The organism is Yokenella regensburgei (assembly GCF_003634235.1).
Classification (GTDB): Bacteria; Pseudomonadota; Gammaproteobacteria; order Enterobacterales; family Enterobacteriaceae; genus Yokenella; species Yokenella regensburgei.
On the sequence record NZ_RBIZ01000003.1, the window covers coordinates 2252133 to 2275183 of the forward strand.

20 protein-coding genes are annotated in these 23051 nt (G+C 56.5%); 12 read left to right on the forward strand and 8 right to left on the reverse strand.

What is annotated here, in order from left to right; translation table 11 throughout:
* Positions 1-94 precede the first annotated feature (94 nt).
* The 3 genes from C7387_RS11065 (at position 95) to nfsB (ending at position 1815) form a co-directional block, all read left to right on the forward strand.
* Positions 95-676, forward strand: coding sequence for a TetR/AcrR family transcriptional regulator (locus tag C7387_RS11065; RefSeq protein ID WP_006818951.1), 582 nt, complete (start codon positions 95-97; stop codon positions 674-676).
* The gene (locus C7387_RS11070) at positions 676-1044 is read left to right on the forward strand and encodes an MmcQ/YjbR family DNA-binding protein (protein ID WP_038254638.1); all 369 of its coding nucleotides are present in this window, start codon (positions 676-678) and stop codon (positions 1042-1044) included. The genes C7387_RS11065 and C7387_RS11070 overlap by 1 nt, the downstream gene beginning before the upstream one ends.
* Before the next feature lie 117 nt (positions 1045-1161).
* Positions 1162-1815 carry an oxygen-insensitive NAD(P)H nitroreductase gene (gene nfsB / locus C7387_RS11075; RefSeq protein ID WP_006818949.1) on the forward strand — a complete coding sequence of 218 codons (654 nt, stop codon included), beginning with the start codon at positions 1162-1164 and terminating at the stop codon, positions 1813-1815.
* A gap of 40 nt (positions 1816-1855) precedes the next feature.
* Here nfsB and C7387_RS11080 read toward each other — a convergent pair whose 3' ends face one another.
* Positions 1856-2890, reverse strand: coding sequence for a DUF2157 domain-containing protein (locus C7387_RS11080; protein WP_120816663.1), 1035 nt, complete (start codon positions 2888-2890; stop codon positions 1856-1858).
* 24 nt (positions 2891-2914) lie between these two features.
* Positions 2915-3787, reverse strand: a complete 873-nt coding sequence (locus tag C7387_RS11085) for a helix-turn-helix transcriptional regulator (RefSeq protein WP_038254630.1) — start codon at positions 3785-3787, stop codon at positions 2915-2917.
* Between the two features lie 109 nt (positions 3788-3896).
* On the opposite strand from C7387_RS11085, the gene C7387_RS11090 reads away from it, so the two are divergent.
* Together C7387_RS11090 and C7387_RS11095 are read left to right on the forward strand one after the other, a co-directional pair.
* Positions 3897-5342 (forward strand): MFS transporter, encoded by a 1446-nt coding sequence (locus C7387_RS11090; protein WP_120816664.1) that lies wholly within the window; start codon positions 3897-3899, stop codon positions 5340-5342.
* Positions 5343-5426: 84 nt separating this feature from the next.
* Complete coding sequence (locus tag C7387_RS11095) at positions 5427-6671, forward strand: mechanosensitive ion channel family protein (protein WP_006818943.1); 1245 nt, start codon at positions 5427-5429, stop codon at positions 6669-6671.
* A gap of 30 nt (positions 6672-6701) precedes the next feature.
* Here C7387_RS11095 and pheP read toward each other — a convergent pair whose 3' ends face one another.
* Complete coding sequence (gene pheP, locus C7387_RS11100; protein WP_120816665.1) at positions 6702-8090, reverse strand: phenylalanine transporter; 1389 nt, start codon at positions 8088-8090, stop codon at positions 6702-6704.
* 116 nt (positions 8091-8206) lie between these two features.
* Positions 8207-9115 carry an N-acetylmuramic acid 6-phosphate etherase gene (locus tag C7387_RS11105; protein WP_120816666.1) on the reverse strand — a complete coding sequence of 303 codons (909 nt, stop codon included), beginning with the start codon at positions 9113-9115 and terminating at the stop codon, positions 8207-8209.
* 176 nt (positions 9116-9291) lie between these two features.
* On the opposite strand from C7387_RS11105, the gene C7387_RS11110 reads away from it, so the two are divergent.
* Both C7387_RS11110 and dcuR read left to right on the forward strand, forming a co-directional pair.
* A complete protein-coding gene (locus C7387_RS11110; RefSeq protein WP_006818940.1) occupies positions 9292-10878 on the forward strand; it encodes a sensor histidine kinase in 1587 nt (528 codons plus the stop codon).
* A gap of 10 nt (positions 10879-10888) precedes the next feature.
* The gene (gene dcuR / locus C7387_RS11115; protein ID WP_006818939.1) at positions 10889-11608 is read left to right on the forward strand and encodes a two-component system response regulator DcuR; all 720 of its coding nucleotides are present in this window, start codon (positions 10889-10891) and stop codon (positions 11606-11608) included.
* Here the strand turns inward: dcuR and C7387_RS11120 are convergent.
* Both C7387_RS11120 and C7387_RS11125 read right to left on the reverse strand, forming a co-directional pair.
* Positions 11589-12554, reverse strand: a complete 966-nt coding sequence (locus tag C7387_RS11120) for an FAD:protein FMN transferase (RefSeq protein ID WP_040903392.1) — start codon at positions 12552-12554, stop codon at positions 11589-11591. The genes dcuR and C7387_RS11120 overlap by 20 nt on opposite strands.
* A gap of 18 nt (positions 12555-12572) precedes the next feature.
* Positions 12573-15350, reverse strand: coding sequence for a flavocytochrome c (locus tag C7387_RS11125; RefSeq protein WP_120816667.1), 2778 nt, complete (start codon positions 15348-15350; stop codon positions 12573-12575).
* A 641-nt stretch (positions 15351-15991) separates the two neighbouring features.
* Here C7387_RS11125 and C7387_RS11130 point away from each other — a divergent pair.
* From C7387_RS11130 to C7387_RS11150, 5 genes are all read left to right on the forward strand, one after another.
* Positions 15992-17494, forward strand: a complete 1503-nt coding sequence (locus C7387_RS11130) for a DASS family sodium-coupled anion symporter (RefSeq protein ID WP_120816668.1) — start codon at positions 15992-15994, stop codon at positions 17492-17494.
* Positions 17495-17550: 56 nt separating this feature from the next.
* Positions 17551-19200, forward strand: a complete 1650-nt coding sequence (gene fumA / locus C7387_RS11135) for a class I fumarate hydratase FumA (protein WP_120816669.1) — start codon at positions 17551-17553, stop codon at positions 19198-19200.
* A 125-nt stretch (positions 19201-19325) separates the two neighbouring features.
* Positions 19326-19775 carry a peptidoglycan-binding protein LysM gene (gene lysM, locus C7387_RS11140; RefSeq protein WP_006818933.1) on the forward strand — a complete coding sequence of 150 codons (450 nt, stop codon included), beginning with the start codon at positions 19326-19328 and terminating at the stop codon, positions 19773-19775.
* Between the two features lie 34 nt (positions 19776-19809).
* The gene (locus tag C7387_RS11145; protein WP_006818932.1) at positions 19810-20202 is read left to right on the forward strand and encodes a YidB family protein; all 393 of its coding nucleotides are present in this window, start codon (positions 19810-19812) and stop codon (positions 20200-20202) included.
* A 129-nt stretch (positions 20203-20331) separates the two neighbouring features.
* Positions 20332-20967 carry an ECs1377 family protein gene (locus tag C7387_RS11150; RefSeq protein ID WP_038254612.1) on the forward strand — a complete coding sequence of 212 codons (636 nt, stop codon included), beginning with the start codon at positions 20332-20334 and terminating at the stop codon, positions 20965-20967.
* Here the strand turns inward: C7387_RS11150 and C7387_RS11155 are convergent.
* Positions 20964-22076: an agmatine deiminase family protein gene (locus tag C7387_RS11155; protein WP_006818930.1), complete on the reverse strand. Its 1113-nt coding sequence runs from the start codon at positions 22074-22076 to the stop codon at positions 20964-20966. The two genes, C7387_RS11150 and C7387_RS11155, sit on opposite strands and share 4 nt — an antisense overlap.
* A gap of 253 nt (positions 22077-22329) precedes the next feature.
* A complete protein-coding gene (gene csiR, locus C7387_RS11160; RefSeq protein WP_038254610.1) occupies positions 22330-23001 on the reverse strand; it encodes a DNA-binding transcriptional regulator CsiR in 672 nt (223 codons plus the stop codon).
* Positions 23002-23051 lie beyond the last annotated feature (50 nt).

The following is a 23051-nucleotide window of genomic DNA, read 5'->3' on the forward strand; positions in this document are numbered from 1 at the left end:
TCAAGCCGATTTTCAATTTTTGACATTCCCCGTTGAAGTGTAAGTATCCTGCATGTTTCAATCTGGGGTTTAGGCGTCAGAGAGGTAAAGTGTAGTGGCTCGTCCGAAAAGTGAAGATAAAAAACAAGCATTGCTGGAGGCGGCTACCGCCGCGTTTGCCCAGTCAGGGATTGCGGCCTCAACCGCGACCATCGCCCGCGGCGCTGGCGTGGCCGAAGGCACCCTGTTTCGCTATTTCGCCACCAAAGACGACCTGCTGAACGTACTTTATCTGCATATCAAAGCCGATTTGATTGAGGCGATGCTTTCGCGTCTCGATCCTAACGCCACCAGCTCAAAAGAGCATACCCGCAATATCTGGAACAGCTACATCGACTGGGGGATCCGCAACCCCATGCGCCATAAGGCGATCCGCCGCATGGCGCTCAGTGAAAAAATCACCGAAGACACCAAAGAGCAGGTAAATAGCATGTTCCCGGAGCTGCACCAGCTCTGTGAGCGTTCGGTGCGCCCACTGTTCTTGACGGCAGAGTATCAGGCCTTTGGCGATGCGCTGTTTCTGGCTCTTGCGGAAGCCACCATTGAATACGCGAGCAACGAGCCGCAGCGCGCCGATGATTTTATCGCCGTCGGTTTTGAGACCATGTGGCTGGCGCTGGCAGAGGAGAATCCCTGATGGAGGCCAGCACCTTCCACGCTATCGCCCACCGCCTGGCACTGGAGCATCCCTTCACCGAGCACTGCTGGCCGTTCGGGCCGGAGTATGACGTGTTTAAAGTCTGCAACCGCATCTTCATGCTGACGATGACCGTCCGCGGGCGTACGCTGATTAATCTCAAAGCCGACCCGCAAAAATCCCTGCTTAACCAGCAGATCTACCGCAGTATCGAACCCGGCTATCACATGAACAAAAAGCACTGGATAACGGTGACGCCGGGGGAAGATATCAGCGAAGATCTGCTCGCCGAACTGATCGCCGACTCCTGGCATCTGGTCGTGGATAAACTGCCAAAAAAAGATCAGAAACGGCTACGCCCGGGCTGATTTTGTTGGTAAAACGATAAGTGTTATCGTTTTTTTGCCCCTTATCATGCCCCCCTTCGCCCTGTAATCTGCGTAAACGAATCGCACCCCGGGTGCACAAAATATTGAGGAATCGTTATGGATATCGTGTCTGTTGCCCTGAAACGCCACTCGACTAAGGCTTTCGATCCGAGCAAAAAACTGACTGCTGAGCAGGAAAAAAACCTGAAGACCCTGCTGCAATACAGCCCGTCCAGCACCAACTCGCAGCCGTGGCATTTTATCGTGGCGAGCACAGACGCCGGTAAAGCGCGCGTGGCCAAAGCCGCCGCCGGTGGTTTCTCCTTCAACGAGCGTAAAATTCTTGATGCTTCTCACGTGGTGGTGTTTGCGGCTAAAACCGCGATGGACGACGCCTGGCTTGAGCTGGTGGTCGACCAGGAAGACCGCGATGGTCGTTTCGCCACCCCGGAAGCAAAAGCGGGCAACCATAAGGGCCGCACCTTCTTTGCCGATCTGCATCGTAAAGATTTAAAAGATGACGGGCACTGGATGGCAAAACAGGTCTACCTGAACGTGGGTAACTTCCTGCTCGGTGTGGCAGCAATGGGTCTGGACGCCGTGCCAATTGAAGGTTTCGACGCCGCCGTGCTGGATGAAGAGTTCGGTCTGAAAGCAAAAGGCTTCACCAGCGTGGTTATCGTTCCGGTGGGACACCACAGCGTGGAAGATTTCAACGCCGCACTGCCGAAATCTCGTCTGCCACAAAGCGTCACGCTGACTGAAGTTTAATCCTCACAGGCCCGGAAAACGACTTTCCGGGCCAACATCCTTAGCCCCTTTTCTCCCCCGCATGCCAGATTTTCTCCGCATAGCGGCCCAGCACTGCCAGCGAAACGGCGAGGATCAGGAAGAACAGCACCTTGTGCAGGCTATCCCAGAAGTATTCAAAGAAGCGGGTATAGAGGTTGATGGCAAGGAAAGTCAGACCGAAACCGCGCAGCATCCCGTCGTCGGTTTTGAAGCTAATCCACAGACAAATCCCTGCCGCTACGGCAAACAGCAGCGCCCACGGCAGCAGCGCGTCGCGGGTGACCGCGCTCCAGCTATCGATATCATAGTTGCCAAAAATCGACATGATCCACAGGGCGATAAAGAGCCAGGTCAGCCCCATCGCTTTACTGACGGTGAACAACCTGCGTTGTTGCAACCAGCCTTTCAGCAGGTAGCAGGCCAGCAGCAGCACGGCGCCAAACAGCACGAAGCGAATCGGGTAGTTCATCCCAAGCCAGTAGGCTCCCCAGCCCGACATATACCCCGTTTCGGCACCAAACCAGTTGCCCAGCGAGAGCAGAAAGAACAGCCATACCAGCCCGGAACGGCCAAAAAAGCCGATAAGACCATAGATGGCGCAGCCCAGCAGAAACAGCGGCGCGACATGACCGCTGCCGTTATCGAGCTTTTCCCCCACCTGCCAGAGCATTACCGCCGTAAACACAACGCCGAGAAACAGGATAGCTTCCGTACTGTAGTGCCACTGCGTTTCTCGCCGCTGACGGCGGAATCCCCAGACGTAGCAACCCACCGCCAGCAGCAACGGAACGCCAATCCGCGCGAGATCGGTGGAGTAGAACAGGCCGATAAACCAGGCCATCAGTTCACTGTCGGCAAACAGGCTTGCCAGCGCTATCAGCAGGCAGGCGAGCGCCGTCCAGAAGGCGTATTTGCTCAGGCGCTGCCAGTCGAACGTTGCCGGGTGTAGTGAACCGGCCAACCGTTGCTTATCCTCGGCGGTCAGTTGCCCCTGTTGTTCCCATTCGTCGAGCGCGCGACGGATAATGCGGTCCTGCTTACGGGTAACGATCATCCTGATTCCCTGTGTCACAATAAGTTATTGAGCCTGCTGCGCCAGCCACGCAAGCGCGTTCTCTCCGGCATCATCCACCGGTAAATAGACCAGCAGCCGCGAACCGTTTCGCGGTGCGGAATACCAGTACATCTGCTGCAGGTTGAATACGCCAAGCTGCGGATGATTAAAGGTTTTGATCTGGTTTTCTACGCCACGCACCTCATAACGCTGATGCCACAGCGCTTCAAACTCAGCAGAGGCGGCAAAAAAGCGCGCCAGCTGGTTTTCCCACGCCGCGTCTCCGCGATGCTCCGCCATCGCCGCGCGAAAGTAAGAGACGAAGGTCGGCAGCACGTCGCGGTTCTCCAGGCGGCTACGCCATGCCGGGTGAGTAAGATAAAGATAGATGCAGTTGCGGTCTTCTTCCGGCAACGTACTGAAATCAACGCCCATCAGATGACAAAAACTGTCGTTCCACGCCACGATATCAAAATTAGGTTTCTGGATACTCGCCGGCTGTGGCATCAGGCTGTCGAGCATGCGCCGGGTACCGGCGCTGATACCTTCGCACTGCGGCACGTTGAGCGACTCCACCGGGGGCAAACCCGCCAGCACGAACAGGTGGCGAGTCTCCAGCGGGCTGCACTTCAGCGCCGCCGCCACCGCCTCCATCACCGCCGCCGACGGATTCACTTCTCTGCCCTGCTCAAGCCAGGTGTACCAGGTCACGCCGACATCGGCAAGAAACGCGACCTCTTCCCGCCGCAGTCCCGGCGTGCGACGACGCCCGCTGCGCGGTAGCCCGAGGCGCTGCGGGTCGAGGCTCTCACGCCGGGCGCGTAAAAATGCCCCTAACTGTTTTCGGCGATCGTCCTGTGCCGTTGTGTGCGGCTCCGTTGGGATCATTATGCTCATCGGCTCCCCCCAGCATAGTAGTGCCAGTACCAGTATAAGCAGGAACTGGTACCCGTTTTATAGTTCAGCGATGCTACGTCCATTATCAGAATGACGCAATGGAGCTAACATGAATTCATCTGCTGTTTCACCCCTTGTTTCTCCCGGAAAAGCGGGCCTGCTGCTGTTGCTCAGCGGGCAGATGTTGCCGCTTATCGATACCTCAATCACCAACGTCGCACTGGACTCCATTACCCTGTCACTACACACCTCTGCCACACAACTGGAGCTGATTGTCGCCCTCTACGGGGTCGCCTTCGCCGTATGCCTGGCGATGGGCAGCAAACTTGGCGATAACTTTGGCCGTCGTCGCCTGTTTATGTGGGGCGTAGCGCTGTTCGGTATTGCTTCGCTGCTCTGCGGGATGGCGGGAAGCGTGAACGAGCTGCTGGCTGCCCGCACGCTGCAGGGCGCAGGTGCAGCGCTCATCGTGCCGCAAATACTCGCCACCCTGCACGTCACCCTGCGGGGGAGCGCTCATGCCCGCGCCATCAGCCTGTACGGCGGTATCGGCGGCATCGCGTTTATCGTGGGGCAGATGGGCGGCGGCTGGCTGGTATCAGCGGATATCGGTGGCCTCGGCTGGCGTAACGCCTTTTTTATCAACGTGCCTATTTGCCTGTTGGTGCTGGCACTAAGCCGCCGCTATGTGCCGGAAACGCGCCGGGAGACACCGGCGCGTATTGACTGGCAGGGAACGTTGTTGCTGGCGGCCCTTCTTTGCTGCCTGCTGTTTCCTCTGGCGCTGGGCCCGGAGATGCACTGGCCGCTGACGCTGCAGCTGATGCTGGCAGCAACCGCACCGCTGCTGGTGCTGATGTGGGCGAGCGCCCAACGTAAAGAACAGCGTGGCGAACAGCCGCTGCTGCCGCCTCGCCTGCTGCGCATGAACAGCGTACGTATCGGAACGGTGATTGCGCTGCTATTTTTCAGCGCCTGGTCTGGATTTATGTTCTGTATGGCGCTGACCATGCAGGCTGGTCTCGGGATGGCTCCGTGGCAATCCGGCAATAGCTTCATCGCCCTTGGCGTGGCTTATTTTGTCTCTGCGCTGTACGCCCCGCGTCTGATCGCACGCTACAGCATGGGGCGCATTTTGCTGACCGGCATTACGGTACAAATCAGCGGCCTGCTGCTTCTGATGCTTACGTTCTGGTATTACGGCCGGCATACCTCCACCCTGACGCTGGTGCCTGCAACGTCGCTTGTCGGTTATGGCCAGGCGCTGATTGTGAACACCTTTTATCGCATCGGTATGCGCGATATCTCCGCCTGCGATGCCGGTGCGGGCAGCGCGCTGCTGAGCACTCTACAACAATCCTCGCTGGGGCTCGGCCCGGCGGTGTTAGGCACGTTGTTTCTGACCCTCGAGCAGCACAGCGGCGGCAGCTACCGCGAGGCGATTGTCGGTTTCCTCAGCGTCGAGGTGTTAATGATGGTTGTGCTGGGGGGATTCGGGCTCTGGCAGCGCCAGCGTCTGAACTGCCGGGTGTTAATCGGTGCAACCGCGAAGTAGCACACCTGACCAGGCCCGCCCGGGCCTGGTTTGCATAATAAGCGCTCAACGGTCATGATAAATGCTGATTGAACAGGAGACGTTATGCAGGAATTGATATCCGCGATTGAAGCACTCGGCATTAAAATTAATCACACCAGTACGCTGGCGATTATCTTTGGCATCATCTTTCTCACCGCAATTATTGTGCATCTGATACTTCATCGGATTGTGCTGCGGACCTTCGAAAAACGGGCTCAGGCCAGCCAGCACCTGTGGCTGCAGATTATCACCCAGAATAAGCTCTTCCACCGCCTGGCCTTTACCCTGCAGGGGATTATTGTCCAGATCCAGGCCATGCTGTGGCTACAAAAAGGCAGTGACGCCGCCAGTATCCTTATCACCTGCGCTCAGCTGTGGATCATGCTCTACGCGCTGCTGTCGTTTTTCTCGTTACTCGACGTCGTGTTTAACCTGTCGCAGAAGCTGACGTTCTCATCACAGCTGCCGCTGAAGGGGATCTTCCAGGGCATCAAACTGGTGAGCGCCATTTTGGTCGGGATCCTGATTATCTCGCTGCTGTTGGGACAGTCACCGACCATTCTGATTAGCGGCCTCGGCGCGATGGCCGCGGTACTGATGCTGGTCTTTAAAGACCCTATACTCGGGCTGGTGGCGGGGATCCAGCTGTCGGCAAACGACATGCTGCGCCTCGGCGACTGGCTGGAAATGCCGAAGTACGGCGCTGACGGGGCCGTGACCGATATCGGCCTGACCACGGTCAAAGTGCGCAACTGGGACAACACCATCACCACCATTCCCACCTGGTCGCTGGTGTCTGATTCCTTTAAAAACTGGAGCGGAATGTCGGCCTCCGGCGGTCGCCGCATTAAGCGCAGCATTAACCTCGATACCACCAGCATTCATTTTCTTGATGCCGAAGAGCAGCAGAAACTGATTCAGGCGCGCCTGCTGAAGCCGTACATGGATTCGCGCCACGAGGAAATTAACCAGTGGAATGCGCAGCACGGCCTCGGCGAGTCGGTGCTTAACCTGCGCAAAATGACCAACGTGGGCACCTTCCGCGCCTATCTGAACGAATATTTACGCAACCACCCGCGTATTCGTAAAGATATGACGCTGATGGTTCGCCAGCTGGCGCCGGATAACAACGGTTTACCGATCGAGATCTACGCGTTTACCAACACCGTGGTATGGGCGGAATATGAGAGCATTCAGGCCGATATCTTCGACCATATTTTCGCGGTCGTGGATGAGTTTGGTTTACGGATCCATCAGTCGCCAACCGGCAACGATATCCGGGCGCTGGCAGGAAGTATGGTAAGATAAATGAACGGGCGCGAGAAGCGCCCGTTTTCATCAGGCCTTACGGCGCAGCAGTTTGAACGCCGCGAAGAGGAAGAGCACCCACACCGGCAGCAGCATCGCCGAGGTGCGCATGCTGTCGATGGTGCACATCAGCCCCAGCACCATCAGCAGAAACGCAATGCACAGATAGTTGCTGGCAGGCGACATCAGCGCCTTAAACTTCGGCTCACGACCTTTGCGGCGCATGGCGCAGCGGAACTTCAGGTGCGCCATACAGATCATTATCCAGTTCAGCAGCAGCGTCACCACCACCAGCGCCATCAGCAGACCAAAAGCCTCCTTCGGCAGCACGTAGTTCACCAGCACCACCAGCGACGTAATCGCCCCCGAGAGCAGCAGCGAATTTACCGGTACGCCGCGGCGGCTGATACGGGTGAGGAACTTCGGTGCGTTACCCTGTACGGAGAGACCAAACAGCATACGGCTATTGGAATAAACGCCGCTGTTATACACCGACAGCGATGCCACCAGAATGACGAAGTTCAGCGCAGAAGCCACCACGCTGCTGTTCAGATTATGGAAAATCATCACGAACGGGCTGCTGTCTGACTGTACGCCTACCCACGGGTAGAGCGTCAGCAGCACCACCAGCGAGCCGATATAGAACAGCAGAATACGGTACACCACCTGGTTTACCGCTTTTGGAATCGATTTTTCCGGGTCACAGGCTTCAGCGGCAGTAATGCCCACCAGCTCAAGCCCGCCAAAGGAGAACATGATAACCGCGAGGGAAAGAATCAGCCCATGCCAGCCGGTTGCCATAAAGCCACCGTACTTCCACAGGTTGTCGACGCTGGCGTGCTCGCCGCCGTTGCCGGAGAACAGCATCCACAGGCCAAAGCCAATCATACCGATGATCGCCAGCACTTTAATCAGCGCAAACCAGAACTCGGTTTCGCCATACAGGCGCACGTTGACCAGGTTAACGGCGTTAATCAGCACAAAGAAAATCGCGGTCCACGCCCAGGTGGGGACGTCAGGTAGCCAGTACTGCATGTAGATCCCGGCGGCGGTAAGCTCAGCCATGCCAACCAGCACGAACATCACCCAGTAGTTCCAGCCGGAGAGGAAGCCGGCGAACGGGCCCCAGTATTTATAAGCAAAGTGGGCAAATGACCCGGAAACCGGCTCTTCGACCACCATTTCGCCCAGCAGGCGCATGATCAGGAAAGCGATGATCCCGGCGATGGCGTAACCTAGCAGTACGGCTGGTCCCGCCATCTGAATAGCGGGCCCAATCCCGAGGAAAAGCCCGGTACCAATGGCGCCACCGAGGGCGATAAGCTGAATATGGCGGTTCTGTAATCCACGATGAAGCGTCGGCTCTTGCGACGACGCATCCGCTGACGTCTGGTCAGATGCTGATGACGCGTTATTCACGTCTTTCCCCTGTCATTTTTTTCGAAGGGGCACCTTTTAACACTTAGGGGAGAATGTCGCAAGGAGGCGAGTCAAATGATTGGCGCGGCCGCTGCAGACCGCGCCAGTATGCGGCATTAATTTGTCATTACCGGGGCGTCACGCAGGGCAAGGCGCACAAAACCGTTGTGCCCAGCGAGTAAGGCATTGGCCTCCCAGGCGTTTTGCCCGGTCAGCACCATCAGAATGGCGGTTTTACAGTGGTAGTGGCAGCTCTCCAGCGCATTTTTCGCCTCGGTCCGCTGGCAACCGCCCGCTTCCATCACGATGGCAATCTGCCGCTCCTGCCAGCGCATGCTGTCGCCTTCCACATCCACCCGCAGGTTGCTATAAACCCGTCCAGAGCGGATGGCAAGCCCGGTCATCAGCATATTGAGGACCATTTTCTGCGCCAGGTGTGCTTTCGGATTACCGTAACCGGCAATCACTTCCGCACCGGCTGGCACCGCCACCACAATATCTGCAAGCTGCGCCGCTTCACTTTCGCTATCAGGCGCGATCACCGCGACCCGAGCGCCCAGCGACCAGGCATGGCGCAGCGCCCCCCACGTCCACGGCGTTTTTCCGCTCACACTAAGCCCAATGAGCATGTCGTTGGCGGTAAAATCCACTTCACTCAGGTTTTGCACACCGAGATCGTAGTCTTTTTCTGCGGCTTCGAGGGTTTCCAGCATCGCCTGCGGTCCCCCGGCAATCAGCCCCAACACCTGATGATGATTGCCCGGCGCGTACTCGCTGGCGGCCAGTACCGCAGCACGGCCTGAAATACCCGCACCGGCCAGCACCACGCGACCGCCACGGCTCAGCGTCGCAGCAGCGTTATCAACTAAACGGGTAATAGCGGGGAGACAGGAGGCAACCGCGTCAGCAATGTGCTTATCTTCCTTATTGATGGTGGCCAGCATGTCTTCTGTGGACAAACGGTCGATATCAACCGTGCTGACGTTGCGTCGTTCCGTGACTGAACCGGTTAGCTCAATGCTCATAACAACCTCCTTTGTATGGGTTCTTCCCTACTATAAAGTTATTTTTATGATTGACCTGCGAATGGGGTCACGAAACGCCGGGACAACCCGGATTATTCACGCACTTTCAGCATGGCTTTAAGAATTTCTCGTCATCGGCGATAATTACCGTTTTATGATAAGGCGTTGAGATCCTGATGACCCCTCAAAAGCGTCCGATGAAGCTCAGTACTGCCGTGACGCTGATGGTTGGTTGCGTTACCGGTTCCGTGCTGCTGGTGGTATTCGTGCTCTATTTTCTGCAGCTCGGCAATGCCACGCGTGACGGTGTCAAGGAGACGGCGCTGGCTATCGCCCGAACGCTGGCGGACAGCCCGGAGGTACAGCGCGGGCTCACCCTGCCCCCGGACAGCAACATCATTCAGCCCATCGCTCTCGCGACTCAGCAGCGCAACGACCTGCTGTTTGTGGTTGTCACCGACATGAATGGCCGTCGCTTCTCACACCCGAAAAATCAACAAATTGGCAAACGGTTCATCGGTAATGACATCACCCCGGCGCTGGAAGGCCACGAGAACGTGGCGGTGAACCACGGGGTGCTCGCCGAGGCGTTACGCGCCTTCACCCCGGTGTACGATGCTCGCCACCAACAGATTGGCGTGGTGGCCGTTGGGATTTCACTCAGCAAAGTCGATGGACAGATTGACCGTGCGCGCTGGAGCATTTTCTGGACCCTGCTGTTCAGCGCGCTGGTCGGTACGCTCGGGACTTTCGTGCTGGTACGCGTGCTGAAACGTATTTTATTCGGCCTTGAACCTTACGAAATTTCCACCCTGTTCGAGCAGCGTCAGGCCATGCTGCAGTCGCTGAAAGAAGGCGTGATGGCGGTCGATGCAGAGGGCCGGGTCACACTGATTAACCATGCGGCGCGGCAGATGCTGTTCGCCGCTCCCGGGGCCGCTCCGGCGGATAACGCCAGCACTCCCCTGCTGGTTCCGCTTAAGGAAGTGCTGGAGAGTGGGATGGCCCAGCAGGACCGCGAAATTGGCTGCAACGGACGACTGCTGTTGTGCAATACCGTCCCTGTGCGCAATCAGAACACGGTGATCGGCGCTATCAGCACCTTCCGCGATAAAACCGAAGTCAGCCAACTGCTGCAGCGTCTCGACGGCATGGTGAACTACGTTGACGCGCTGCGCAGCCACTCCCACGAATTTATGAACAAGCTCCACGTCGTGCTGGGGCTTTTGCACATGAAGCGTTATGACAAGCTCGAAGAGTATGTCCTGCAGACAGCGCATAACTATCAGACCGACATTGGCGCCATTCAGCTGCGGGTGAAATCGCCGGTGATCGCCGGTTTCCTGCTGGGCAAAATGAACCGCGCCAAAGAGGCCGGGTTTACTCTGACGCTCTCTGACGACTGCATGGTGCCGGATAACGAGCACGAAGAGCAGGTCACCGTACTGATTACCGCGCTCGGCAATCTAATCGAAAACGCGCTGGACGCGATGAGCGGGCAGGAAGATGGTGAGGTGAGCGTGCTCATGCACTATCAGAACGGCTGGCTTAGCGTGGAGGTCAGCGACGATGGCCCCGGCATTTCGCCTGAGCATATTCAGGCTATTTTTGATAAAGGCTACTCAACCAAAGGCGAAAACCGCGGCGTGGGGCTGTTTCTCGCCCGTCAGCAGGTCGAAAACCTCGGCGGTACGCTCGCCGTAGAGTCTGAACCCGGCGTCTTTACCCAATTTTTTGTACATCTCCCCTGGGGACCACAGTAAGGAATATCGTGTGATAAATGTACTCATCGTCGATGATGACGCCATGGTGGCAGAACTGAACCGCTGCTACGTTGCCAGGGTGCCCGGTTTTCAGTGTGTGGCAACCGCGTCTACGCTGCGCCAGGCACAGGAGATAGTGACCGATCCCGCGCAGAATATCGATTTGGTCCTGCTGGATGTGTATATGCAGCAGGATAACGGGTTGGATCTTCTGCCAACCCTGCGCGCCAGCGGTCGGCCCATTGATGTGATTATGATCTCCTCCGCCGCCGATGCCGCTACTATCCAGAAATCACTGCACTATGGCGTGGTGGATTATCTGATTAAACCATTCCAGTTCCCGCGCTTTGAAGAGGCGCTGACGACGTGGAAAGAAAAGAAGAATCTGCTGGGTGCGCACAAATACCATGAGCAGTCGGATGTCGATCGCCTGCTGCACGGTGGAGCGCCGGAAGTGGCTGACGCGCGCCGTCTGCCGAAGGGGCTCACACCACAGACGCTGCGCACTATTTGCCAGTGGATTGACGCTCATCCGGGAGTGGAGTTTTCCACCGACGATCTGGCGAATGCGGTGAATATTTCACGGGTATCATGCCGTAAGTATCTTATCTGGCTGGCGCAGATCAATATCCTGTTCACCAGCATTCACTATGGTGCGACCGGCCGTCCAGTGTATCGCTATCGCCTGCTGGCCGAACAGTACGGGTTGCTTAAGCAGTTCTGTCAGTAAGCCGGTAGCTGTCGTCCTGCAGCGTGAAATGAAAATTCCGCTGCGACGACAGCACCACCCGCCTGTCTTTGGTGACAAAAATCGCTTCAAGATCGTGGCGCTTTTCCAGCGCCGCACATCCCTTCTCCACGCCCAACCCGTACAGCAGCGTGGTCCAGATATCGCCATCCAGAGAATCAGCGGAAACCACGGTGACGCTGTCGAGCTCGTTATCCAGCGGGTAGCCGCTGCGCGAGTCCAGAAGATGATGATAGCGGCGGCCGTCCTGCTCGAAAAAGCGCTCATAGGTGCCGGATGTCACCACCGACTGATGGTTGACGGTGATAGTGCCCAGCGTCTCCTGCGCGGCGGCAAAGGGTTTCTTTAAGCCAATACCCCATTCGCCCACGGGAGAGCCCAGGGTCAGCACGTTACCGCCGAGGTTAATCAGCCCCTCTTCCACGCCGCTACGGCGCAGGAAATCGCGCACGCGGTCGGCAATGTAGCCCTTAGCGATGGCGCCGAGATCGAGCTCCATGCCAGGCCTTGTGAGAAACACGCTGCCTGCGGCATCATCGAGAATGACATCCTGCGGCCGGGTCAGCGCCAGCAGCGCGGCTATCTCCGCCGCTGGGGGCACTTCATCGCCTTTAAAGCCAATCCGCCAGCGTTTGACCAGTGGCCCAATCGCCAGGTTGAACGCGCTTTGCGGCAGCATACTCGCCGCTTTCGCACAGCGGATGAGCTCGAACACCGGGCGGCTCACCTTCACCGGATGCAGCCCGGCGGCGTGGTTGATATCCATCACCTCCGAGCTCTGGCGGTTAACGGTCAGCAAATCTTCATAGCGTTTAATGAGCTGGAAAACTCGCGAAGCCAGCGCTTCATCGTGGACAAACAGCTTGAGCAGAATGGGAGAACCCATCAGCACGGCGGAATAACTGTATACCCGAGAGTCGGTTGGCATCGCGAAGTCCTTCCTCATTTAGTTCCGGGCGCGCAGCGCGGCCTGGTGTCCTGCAAGAGTGCCGAAGATAATGATATCCGCGACGGCGTTGCCGCCGATACGGTTGCCCCCGTGGATACCGCCAACCACTTCACCTGCGGCATACGCCCCCGGAATAGCCTGCTGCTCAGTGTTCAGCACCTCTGCCTCGGTGGTGATGGTAACACCGCCCATGGTGTGGTGGACGCCCGGCGCAATGCGGATGGCATGGAACGGTCCTTCGTTTATCGGGTTACGCAGCGCGGTGGTACGACCAAAGTCATCATCATGCTGTTTTTCCACAAAGCCGTTGTAGCGCTCGAGCGTTGCCAGGAAAGCATGTTCGTCCATTCCCAGTTTCGCCGCCAGAGCGCGCGGCGAGCTGGCGCTGGTGACGAAGCCTTTCGCGATATACTCATCCGCTGCTTTGTTTTTGGCACGCACGTGCTCATCAAACACGATGTAAGCGTAGTGCTCCGGCAGCGCGATGATGGACGCCGAGACCTTATCACGGGTCTCCATCTCGTTGAAGAAACGGTTCCCCTGCTGATTCACCAGAATCGCGCCGCCGCCGCGGATAGACTCGGAAATCAGATACGACGTGTTCTGCTCCACGGTCGGGTGGATCTGGATCTCGCCCATATCCACGGTCCCGGCACCAATCTGCTCCAGAAGCGCGATACCGCCGCCGGTAGCGCCTTTATGGTTGGTGGTAACAAACCCCGCCAGATCCGGGCGGTATTTCACCACCATGGCGCTGTTAGCGCTGAATCCACCGGTGGCTACCACCACGCTTCTGGTCTGTACCGTAATCTGCTCCTGCTCATCGTTCAGCAGCCGCACGCCGCTGACTTCACCTTCGGTCAGCAGGATCTCATCCACGCTGGTATCAAGCATCACGTCAATGCCACGACGGGTGACGTTACGCACCAGGCCACTAATCAGGTAGCCACCCACTGCAGATCCGTCGCGCGGACGGTGGGTGCGATCGATGCTCATCCCGCCGGTGGTGGTAATGTCGTTCAGCATAATGCCGCGCGTCGCCAGCCACTCAATCGCCTCTGGCGCGTTCTCGACAAAGCGCTGCAGCAGCTGCGGGTTGTTTTTGTTCTTGCCGCCCTTCAGGGTTTCGGCGTAGAACAGCGCTTTGCTGTCCTCAATGCCTTTCACCCGCTGGAAGCGCGTTTCTGCGGCGTTCATCCCGGCGGAAGCCTTAATGGTGTTCCCGCCAATGGTCGGCATTTTCTCAACGACAAGCACGCGGGCGCCGTCGTCATGGGCCTGGATCGCCGCCGATAAACCTGCCCCGCCGCTGCCAATGACGACCACGTCATACGGTTTCGGCGTATCCGTTGCACAACCCTCTTCTGCGGCCAGCGCTTTGCTCGATTTCACCATCGCTTTCGCCACCGCTTTTTTAACGGCTTCACTCTGGCTGGTCGCACCGGTTATCGCATCCACATGCGGGGTGTTGGCGGTCAGAATACGCTCACGGATCTCTTCAAAACTGGTGGTGAACTCCACGCTCTGCGCTGGCTCTCCGGCCAGCACAATATCGGCAATACGATCGTTTTCAAGGCTAACGTTAACCACCAGCTCGCGGCTATCGTCCTGGACAGTTTCGACAAACAGGCCGGGTTTGAATTTCGCATCGCCCATGCTCATGTCGCGGATCATCGCTTCTACCAGCGAGAAGCGCCACAGCGGCTGCGGGATGTTCAGCGCTTCACGCTGGGTACTGTCCATAAACAGTTCGAGGTTCTCGCCGCTGGCGATACGATCGGTCCAGTCCGGATATGCAATGCAGGCACGGCCAACGGCCATCAGGTCATAGCCATGGTCAAGACCGGAAGTCACGTCGGCTGCGTTAACCACTCCGCCCACGCCCATCACCGGTACTTCAGCGAGGGTAGCCGAGCGACGGGCGCAGTATTTTTCAATCAGCGGCGTCGGGTCTTCGGTTTCAACAATCGACGGGCGCAGGGAAGCGCCAAGGGAGAAGTGCAGGTAATCAACGCCTCGCGCGGCCAGTTTTTCCAGCAGATACAAGGTGTCATCAAAACGGATACCCGGCTCTTCAAGCTCCTCCGGCGAGAAGCGATAGCCGATGATGAACGCATCGTCAGCGTACTGGCGCGCCATTTTGTGGGTGATATCCAGCACGGCGAGGGGGAATTTTGCGCGGTTGTCGCGGCTGCCGCCCCACTCATCATCACGCTGGTTAGAATTTGGTGAATAGAACTGCTGGATAAGGTAGGTATTCGCGCCGTGAATCTCCACGCCGTCAAAGCCGGCCTGAATAGCGCGACGAACGCCGTCCCCGAATTTGCCAATCATTGCCTCAACTTCTGCAGCCGAGAGCGCTCGCGGAGTCGCAGCGCCATCACGCGGTGCCGCGACCGCGCTTGGGCCAACGGGGGTGCGGCCGCCGATTAGCTGCGGGTCAACCATCCGGCCACCGTGATAGATCTGCAGAATCGCTTTTGAGCCTTTCTCCTGAATGGCTTCGGCGATTTTCGCCAGGCCTGCGACCTTCTCATCGTTATCGATACCGATAGCGCCCGGGAACGCCAGACCATCGTTATCGACAAAGCAGCATTCCACAATGATGGTTCCGATGCTGCCCGCACGGGCACGGTAATACTCCACCAGCTCGCTGGTGACGGTGCCATCGTAATAACCGGTGCAGGTGGTCATTGGTGCCATTAACAAACGGTTTTTCAGCATAACCCCGTTGGGTAGCGTAAATGGACTCAGAATACGTTCGTCACTGGTCATAATAGAAACTCCAGAAAATTTAAAATTGAAATTCAGAATTCGTTATCGGTGTTTACTCTCGTTATATTTCTTTCCGATCTCATGATATTAATATAAGGCTTTTTTTAGTTACCAAAGTAGTTACTCTAGTTATTAAACTATTTAACACCAGCAATAACACCAGTACCCACAAAGCATTATTAATATCTGCGCATTACGTTTACCAAAAATTAAAAACATGCAACATCTTCATTACTTACCACAAAACAGCAAGCTGAAATCAATGCACAACAAAAATCATTACAATCAATAGATTAAGGTAAGTTTACGCAGGAAAACCCTATATATGCACGACGCCATACGACTAAAACTCGTACGACTACAGGCCATAACCACACTAATCTTTGTGGGTATTATTTTTTACATTAAAAATCGTTATTAGCGGTAACTTTGTGATCCAGATCAAATGAAACAGCGTCTGAAAATGCATTATAGAATTAACCAGAATTTATATTTAAGCCGATTATGAAATCAGCTTAAACCGTTATTTATCGAACACCTTTAACGCTTAAAAATTAATTAAAAAAGCTATTGTAACTAAAGAAAGCAATAAGGCATGTTCGCATCGCAACCGAATTCTTAACTACTTACAGACGTGTATTATGAAACTAAAAACTGCAACACCTGCACCTGCGTCAGGCACAGCCGGAAAATCTTCCCGGCTTATCATGATGGCGCTGCCCATCATCGTGGCAGTGCTTCTGCTCTTCATACCGGTTCCGCAAGGGTTACCGCCGTACGCCTGGCACTACTTCGCCATCTTTGTTGGCGTGATTGTCGGTCTTATCTTTGAGCCGTTGCCCGGCGCGGTTATCGGTCTTACCGGCGTCGTGGTTATCGCGCTGTGTAGCCAGTGGCTGCTGTTCAGCCCGGAGCAACTCGCCGACCCGCACTTTAAACTGGCAGGCGCCTCCTTTAAGTGGGCGGTCAGCGGCTTTGGTAACTCAACCGTATGGCTGATTTTTGGTGCCTTTATGTTCGCGGCGGGCTACGACAAAACGCAGTTCGGTCGCCGTCTGGCGCTGATCCTGGTAAAATACCTCGGTCGTCGCAGCCTGACGCTCGGCTATGCCATCATGTTCGCGGATCTGCTGCTGGCACCGTTTACGCCGTCTAACACCGCGCGTAGCGGTGGGACTATCTACCCTATCATCGCCAACCTGCCACCGCTGTATGGTTCTAAACCTAACGATCCAAGCGCGCGCCGTATTGGTTCTTACCTGATGTGGGTTGCCATCACCGCCGCCTGTATCACCAGCTCCATGTTCCTCTCGGCGCTGGCGCCGAACCTGCTGGCGCTGGCGCTGGTTAAAAGCATCGTCGGGATCAGCATCAGCTGGGGGACCTGGTTCATCGCCTTCCTGCCGCTTGGGATCCTGCTGCTGCTGACCATGCCGCTGCTGGCTTACTGGTTCTACCCACCTGAAGTAAAAGTGAATGATGAAGTGCCGCTGTGGGCCAGCCGTGAGCTGGAGAAACTGGGGAAACTGTCGCGTAACGAAATCCTGCTGCTGATTTTCGTTTGCTGTGCGCTGATGATGTGGATCTTCGCCGCCGAGTGGATTGAACCGGCAATGGCCGCCCTGCTGATTATTGTGCTGATGCTGTGGACCGGCGTGCTGGAGTGGAGCGATATCACCGGCAACAAACCGGCGTGGAATACCTTCGTCTGGTTCGCCACCCTGGTTGCCCTTGCCGATGGCCTCTCCTCTACCGGCTTTATTGCCTGGCTCGGTAAAGAAGGTGGTGCGCTGATGGGCGGCATCTCACCGGGTACCGCAACCATCGTCCTGCTGCTGGCGTTTTACCTGCTGCACTATCTGTTTGCCAGCACCACGGCGCATACCACCGCCCTGTTGCCTGCGATGCTGACCATCGCCGCCACCATTCCGGGCATGAATATGGAAGTCTTCGTGCTGCTGATGGTGACCTCGCTCGGCGTGATGGGGATTATCACCCCGTACGGTACCGGCCCAAGCCCGATTTACTACGGCAGCGGCTACCTGCCGACCAAAGACTACTGGCGGCTCGGCACCATCTTTGGCGCCATCTTCCTCGCCGCGCTGCTGCTGATTGGCTATCCGTGGATGAGCATGATGTTCTGATTCAGAGCCGCTGGCGGGCAACCGTCGGCGGCTTTTCTTTTATGGAGTATGTGACAATGTCGAATAAACCTTTTGTTTACCAGGATCCGTTCCCGCTGTCGAAAGACGATACCGAATACTATCTGCTCAGCAATGAGTACGTTTCCGTCACCGAGTTTGACGGACAGCCGGTACTGAAAGTTGAACCTGAAGCGCTGACCCTGCTGGCGCAACAAGCCTTCCACGACGCTTCCTTTATGCTGCGCCCGGCACACCAGCAGCAGGTTGCAGCTATTCTTCACGATCCCGATGCCAGCGAAAATGACAAATACGTGGCGCTGCAGTTCCTGCGCAACTCGGAGATTGCCGCCAAAGGCATTCTGCCAACCTGCCAGGATACCGGTACCGCCATCATCATGGGTAAAAAGGGCCAACGCGTATGGACCGGCGGCGGTGACGAAGCCGCCCTCGCCCGTGGGGTGTACAACACCTATACCGAAGACAATCTGCGCTATTCGCAAAACGCGCCGCTGGATATGTACAACGAGGTGAACACCGGCACCAACCTGCCGGCGCAGATTGACCTCTACAGCGTCGACGGCGACGAGTACAAGTTCTTGTGCATCGCCAAAGGCGGCGGCTCCGCCAACAAAACCTATTTGTACCAGGAAACCAAAGCGCTCATTACCCCGGCAAAACTGAAAAATTACCTGGTCGAGAAAATGCGCTCACTCGGCACCGCAGCCTGCCCGCCGTACCACATCGCCTTCGTGATTGGCGGCACCTCGGCGGAATCTACGCTGAAGACCGTGAAGCTCGCCTCCACCCACTATTACGACACCCTGCCGACGGAAGGCAACGAGCACGGCCAGGCGTTCCGCGACGTACAGCTGGAGCATGAGCTGATGCAGGAAGCGCAGAACCTGGGGCTTGGCGCTCAGTTCGGCGGCAAATACTTCGCCCATGATATTCGGGTGATCCGCCTGCCGCGCCACGGCGCATCCTGCCCGGTGGGCATGGGCGTCTCCTGCTCTGCGGATCGTAACATTAAGGCGAAGATCAACCGCGAAGGGATCTGGATTGAAAAGCTGGAGCACAATCCGGCCCGCCTCATCCCCGAACACCTGCGCGAGCAGGGCGAAGGCGACGCGGTCAGCATCAATCTGAACCAGCCGATGTCGGCTATCCTGGCGCAGCTGTCGGCGCACCCGGTTTCGACCCGCCTGTCGCTTTCCGGCACCATCATCGTGGCGCGCGATATTGCCCACGCCAAACTCAAAGCCCTCATCGACAACGGTGAGGCGCTGCCGCAGTACGTCAAAGATCATCCAATCTACTACGCTGGCCCGGCGAAAACGCCGGAGGGCTACGCTTCTGGCTCACTCGGCCCAACCACGGCAGGACGCATGGACTCCTATGTCGACCTGCTGCAGTCCCATGGCGCCAGCATGGTCATGCTGGCAAAGGGCAACCGCAGCCAGCAGGTGATCGACGCCTGCCACCAGCACGGCGGTTTCTATCTGGGAAGCATCGGTGGCCCGGCGGCGGTACTGGCGCAGCAGAGCATCAAGAGCCTGGAGTGCGTGGCGTGGCCGGAGCTTGGCATGGAAGCGGTATGGAAAATCGAAGTCGAAAACTTCCCGGCATTTATCCTGGTGGATGATAAAGGCAACGACTTCTTCCAGCAGATCCAGAACCGGCAGTGTGCAGGATGTACGCAGCGGTAACTTCACCATACGCTGACGCTAAGCCGGGGATTTCCCGGCTTTTTTATTTCCGCAAAGCATCACGCTGATTTTGGGCTACCCTTATGATGTTTCTGTTTGAGAGACTCATCACGTAAGGAGAAAATATGGGACTGTTTAACTTTGTGAAAGAAGCTGGGGAGAAGCTCTGGGATGCGGTGTCAGGCAAAGACACGAAATCTCAGGCCGATGAGTTGAAAAAGCATATCGATAACCTCGGCCTGCCGGGGGCAGAAAAAGCGAATATTCAGGTGGCGGACGACGGCACTGCAACGGTGACCGGCGATATCGCCTCTCAGGAGCTCAAAGAGAAGATCCTGGTTGCCATTGGCAACGTGGCAGGGATAAGCAAAGTCAACGACAGCGCAAGCGTCGCGCAGAGTGGTGCCGAAAGTACCTACTATACGGTGAAATCCGGCGATACCCTCAGCGCCATCTCAAAACATGTTTATGGCAATGCCAACGACTATCAGCGGATCTTCGAAGCCAATAAACCGATGCTGAAGCACCCGGATAAAATTTATCCCGGCCAGGTGCTGATTATTCCAGCGAAATAACGCTTTTTCATACTGACACTACGTGGAGCCCATCATGGGACTATTTGATAAACTCACTGGCATGCTGGGTGGTGAAACCGGCGAAGGGTCACAGATAACGGCCATTCTGTCGTGGATCGAAAACCAGGGCGGTATTCAGGGGATCCTGGCGAAGTTCCAGAGCGAAGGTCTGGGTGGCGTGGTCGAATCGTGGATTAGCGGTGGGGCTAATCTGCCGGTTTCCGCCGATCAAATCACCTCCGTTTTCGGTTCTCCTGCTATTCAGGAACTGGCGGCGAAGCTCGGGATTGATACCGACGCCGCATCGTCGATGATTGCCGAATATCTGCCTAAGATTGTCGACGGCGTTTCACCCGACGGCGAAGCCCCGCAGTCTGACCTGCTGTCTGCGGGAATGAACCTGCTGAAAGGCAAATTCCTCGGTTAACCGCAAAACGCCAGAATAACCCAGCCCTCCGGCTGGGTTATTTTTTTAACTGGCGCTACGACGGGATTTCAGAACGGCACATATCAGGGTAAGGTGAGCGATGAAAAGCGCTTATCCACGAGGAAGCTGATGACCGGACGCATCGACTACCAGATTGAGAAGTACCATTTCACCGCCATCGATGAAGCTCCCCGCCTGACCCGCCAGTGGGAAGAGGTGCTGGAGGAGTGTCGCCAGGAGAAGGCCGGCAGCGAATCACGTCTGCGCATCGCCCTGCTGAACGTCGATTACGTTACCAGTTTCGAACTCCCCTTCCGCCTGCTATTGGTTCGCGCCCCGCAGTTAATCGATAAGCTACGCGGCGAGTTCGCGCTGAACCAGAAAAACGCCGTGATTAATACCAGCAAACGCGGCTGCGTCTACAGCCTGAATGAAGACTTTCAGACCGTGCCTGACGAATTCCGCTACCGCTTTTCTCACCGCATCCGCCGGGTTGCAGAAGACGGCGTTACGGCGGCGCCCTTCCAGCAGGTTGCCACCCAGAGCAAGCTGCCGCGAGAACGGTTAAGGCTGGCGCTGGAGGCCGGGCTTGCGGTCAACGCGCTCGACGGTTTGTTCTGGCTCAGCTGTCAGCGCATTGCCGCCGAAGTCGCCACCCTCAGAACGTCGGGTCTGACCATCGTCACCGGTGAGGTCGAAGTGAGCGACAGCCTGACCGGCACCACGCGGCAGGTTCCGGTGTACCGCCTCGCCCGCCCTGCTTAACGGGGCTGCTGTTGGGTGGTGCAGTGAATACCGCCGCCGCCCGCGGCGATACCATCGATGTTCAGCTGAATAATTTCGCGGTCAGCAAACAGTTCCTGCAGAATGTCCCGGGTATTACGATCAGCCCGTTTATCGCCGAACTCTGGCGCAATCACCGCCCCGTTGCAGACGTAGAAATTAATATATCCCGCGGCAAAGTCATCGCTCGCGTATTTCTGCCGTACTGACGCAGGCCCTTCCAGCACTACCACCTTCAGGCGTCGGCCTTTGGCATCCGTCGCGCTGCGTAATATTTCCAGATGGCGCCGGGTGACGGCGTAATCAAACATCGACGAGTCCTGCTCAAGCCCGGCCACCACCGTACCCGGATGAGTAAAGCGGGCATAAAAATCGGTATGCCCGTCGGTGATATCTTTTCCGGCGATGCCCGGCAGCCAGATGATTTTTTTAAGCCCCAGCAGACGCATCAGCTCCGCCTCGCACGCCGCTTTGCTGACGCCAGGATTGCGGTTCGGGTTCAGAACACAGCTTTCGGTAATAATTGCCGTCCCTTCACCGTCCACTTCTATTCCACCGCCTTCCAGTATTAGCGACGATCGTATAAACGTCGCGCGGGCTTCTTTCGCCACGAACGCTGCAACGCCAGCATCCTGCTCGTGCTCCTGCTTATTGCCCCAGCCGTTAAAATTAAAGCCCACACCAGCAAGACCGCCGCTGCCGTTTTTCACGAATACCGGCCCGGTATCACGCATCCATAGATCGTCTATCGGATGCTCAATAAGATTTACCGACGGTCCGCAGAGCCTGCTCGCAATATCATAATCTTCTTCCCGTACCAGCATATTCAGCGGCTCAAATGCGGCTATCGTTTTTGCCACCGTTGCCAGATTCTCGCGCACCACCGGTAATAAATGCGGCTCCCAGATAGCTTCACTGGCGCCAAATGCCATCCAGGTAGCCGTGTGAGGCGCTCCTTCATCTGGCATCTGCCAGAGATTATCCTCGCGGGCAAACGCGATGCTGCTGAAACTGCTGCCCACGGTTCCCGCCACCAGCATACCTGCGGAAGCCATCAGGCCCTGCCTGACGAAAGAGCGTCTTGTCATCATAGGGATAAAACCTTATGTGTTTATTCACCACAGTCACGATGAATAAAGTGAATAAAATAATGAATTAAAGCCAGCACGTTACTTATTAAATAAATAATAATATTAACACTATAGTCAAAGTGCGGGACGGCTGAAATATAACACAGGCGATATATGTTGCAACGCCCGCGCTTTATATAGCACCAAGAAACAGGCCGATATTAGAATTTCTCAATTATATTAATATAATTAATTAATATTTATCGGCCGCGGTTCAGTCGCGCATCGCCTGCTGAATGATAGGGATTGGCGTTAACAAGTGCTCACGCATCAGGTTGCTGGCACGTGCGGTATCGCGGGCAAGAATGGCTTCAAGAAGGGTATGGTGCTGGACATGTTTATCCTCCAGCATTTCGACGGAAAGTACGGTAGTGCGTAGCCAGATGTAGCGGTAGCGCGCGGCCAGGTCGAAGAGTCGTTCCCGCATTTGCAGCAGATACTGCGAGCCGCATCCGGCGACAATGGCGGTGTGGAACGCCTGATGGCGCAGATCCCACTCATCCAGCATGCTTTCACTGGCGTCCGTCGATTCCAGCTTGTTCAGCAGATGTGCGCGGGCGAGAAGCTCAGCTTCCCACTCATCGCCTCCGCGCTCGATGGCGAGGCCGACTAACATTGCCTCCATGTTGGCGCGGGCGTCGAAGATATCGAGCAGCTCCTGCTCAGACATCGGCGCAACCCGGTAGCCCTTCTGATTGACTACCGTCACCAGCCGCTCGGCCACCAGCTGCGAAAGCGCTTCCCGCAGCGGCCCCACGCCCAGCGCGTAGCGCTCCGTGAGCCCGCTCATACGCAGCTTTTCGTCGGGCTGATAAACACCGCGAATAATGTCGTTTTTAAGCCACCGGTATCCATCTATGGCCGTCGGTTGAGGCATTACGGTCATGGTTAAAGCTCCTGCTTATCTGGTGATATCCCGGCTCACGCCGGGATACT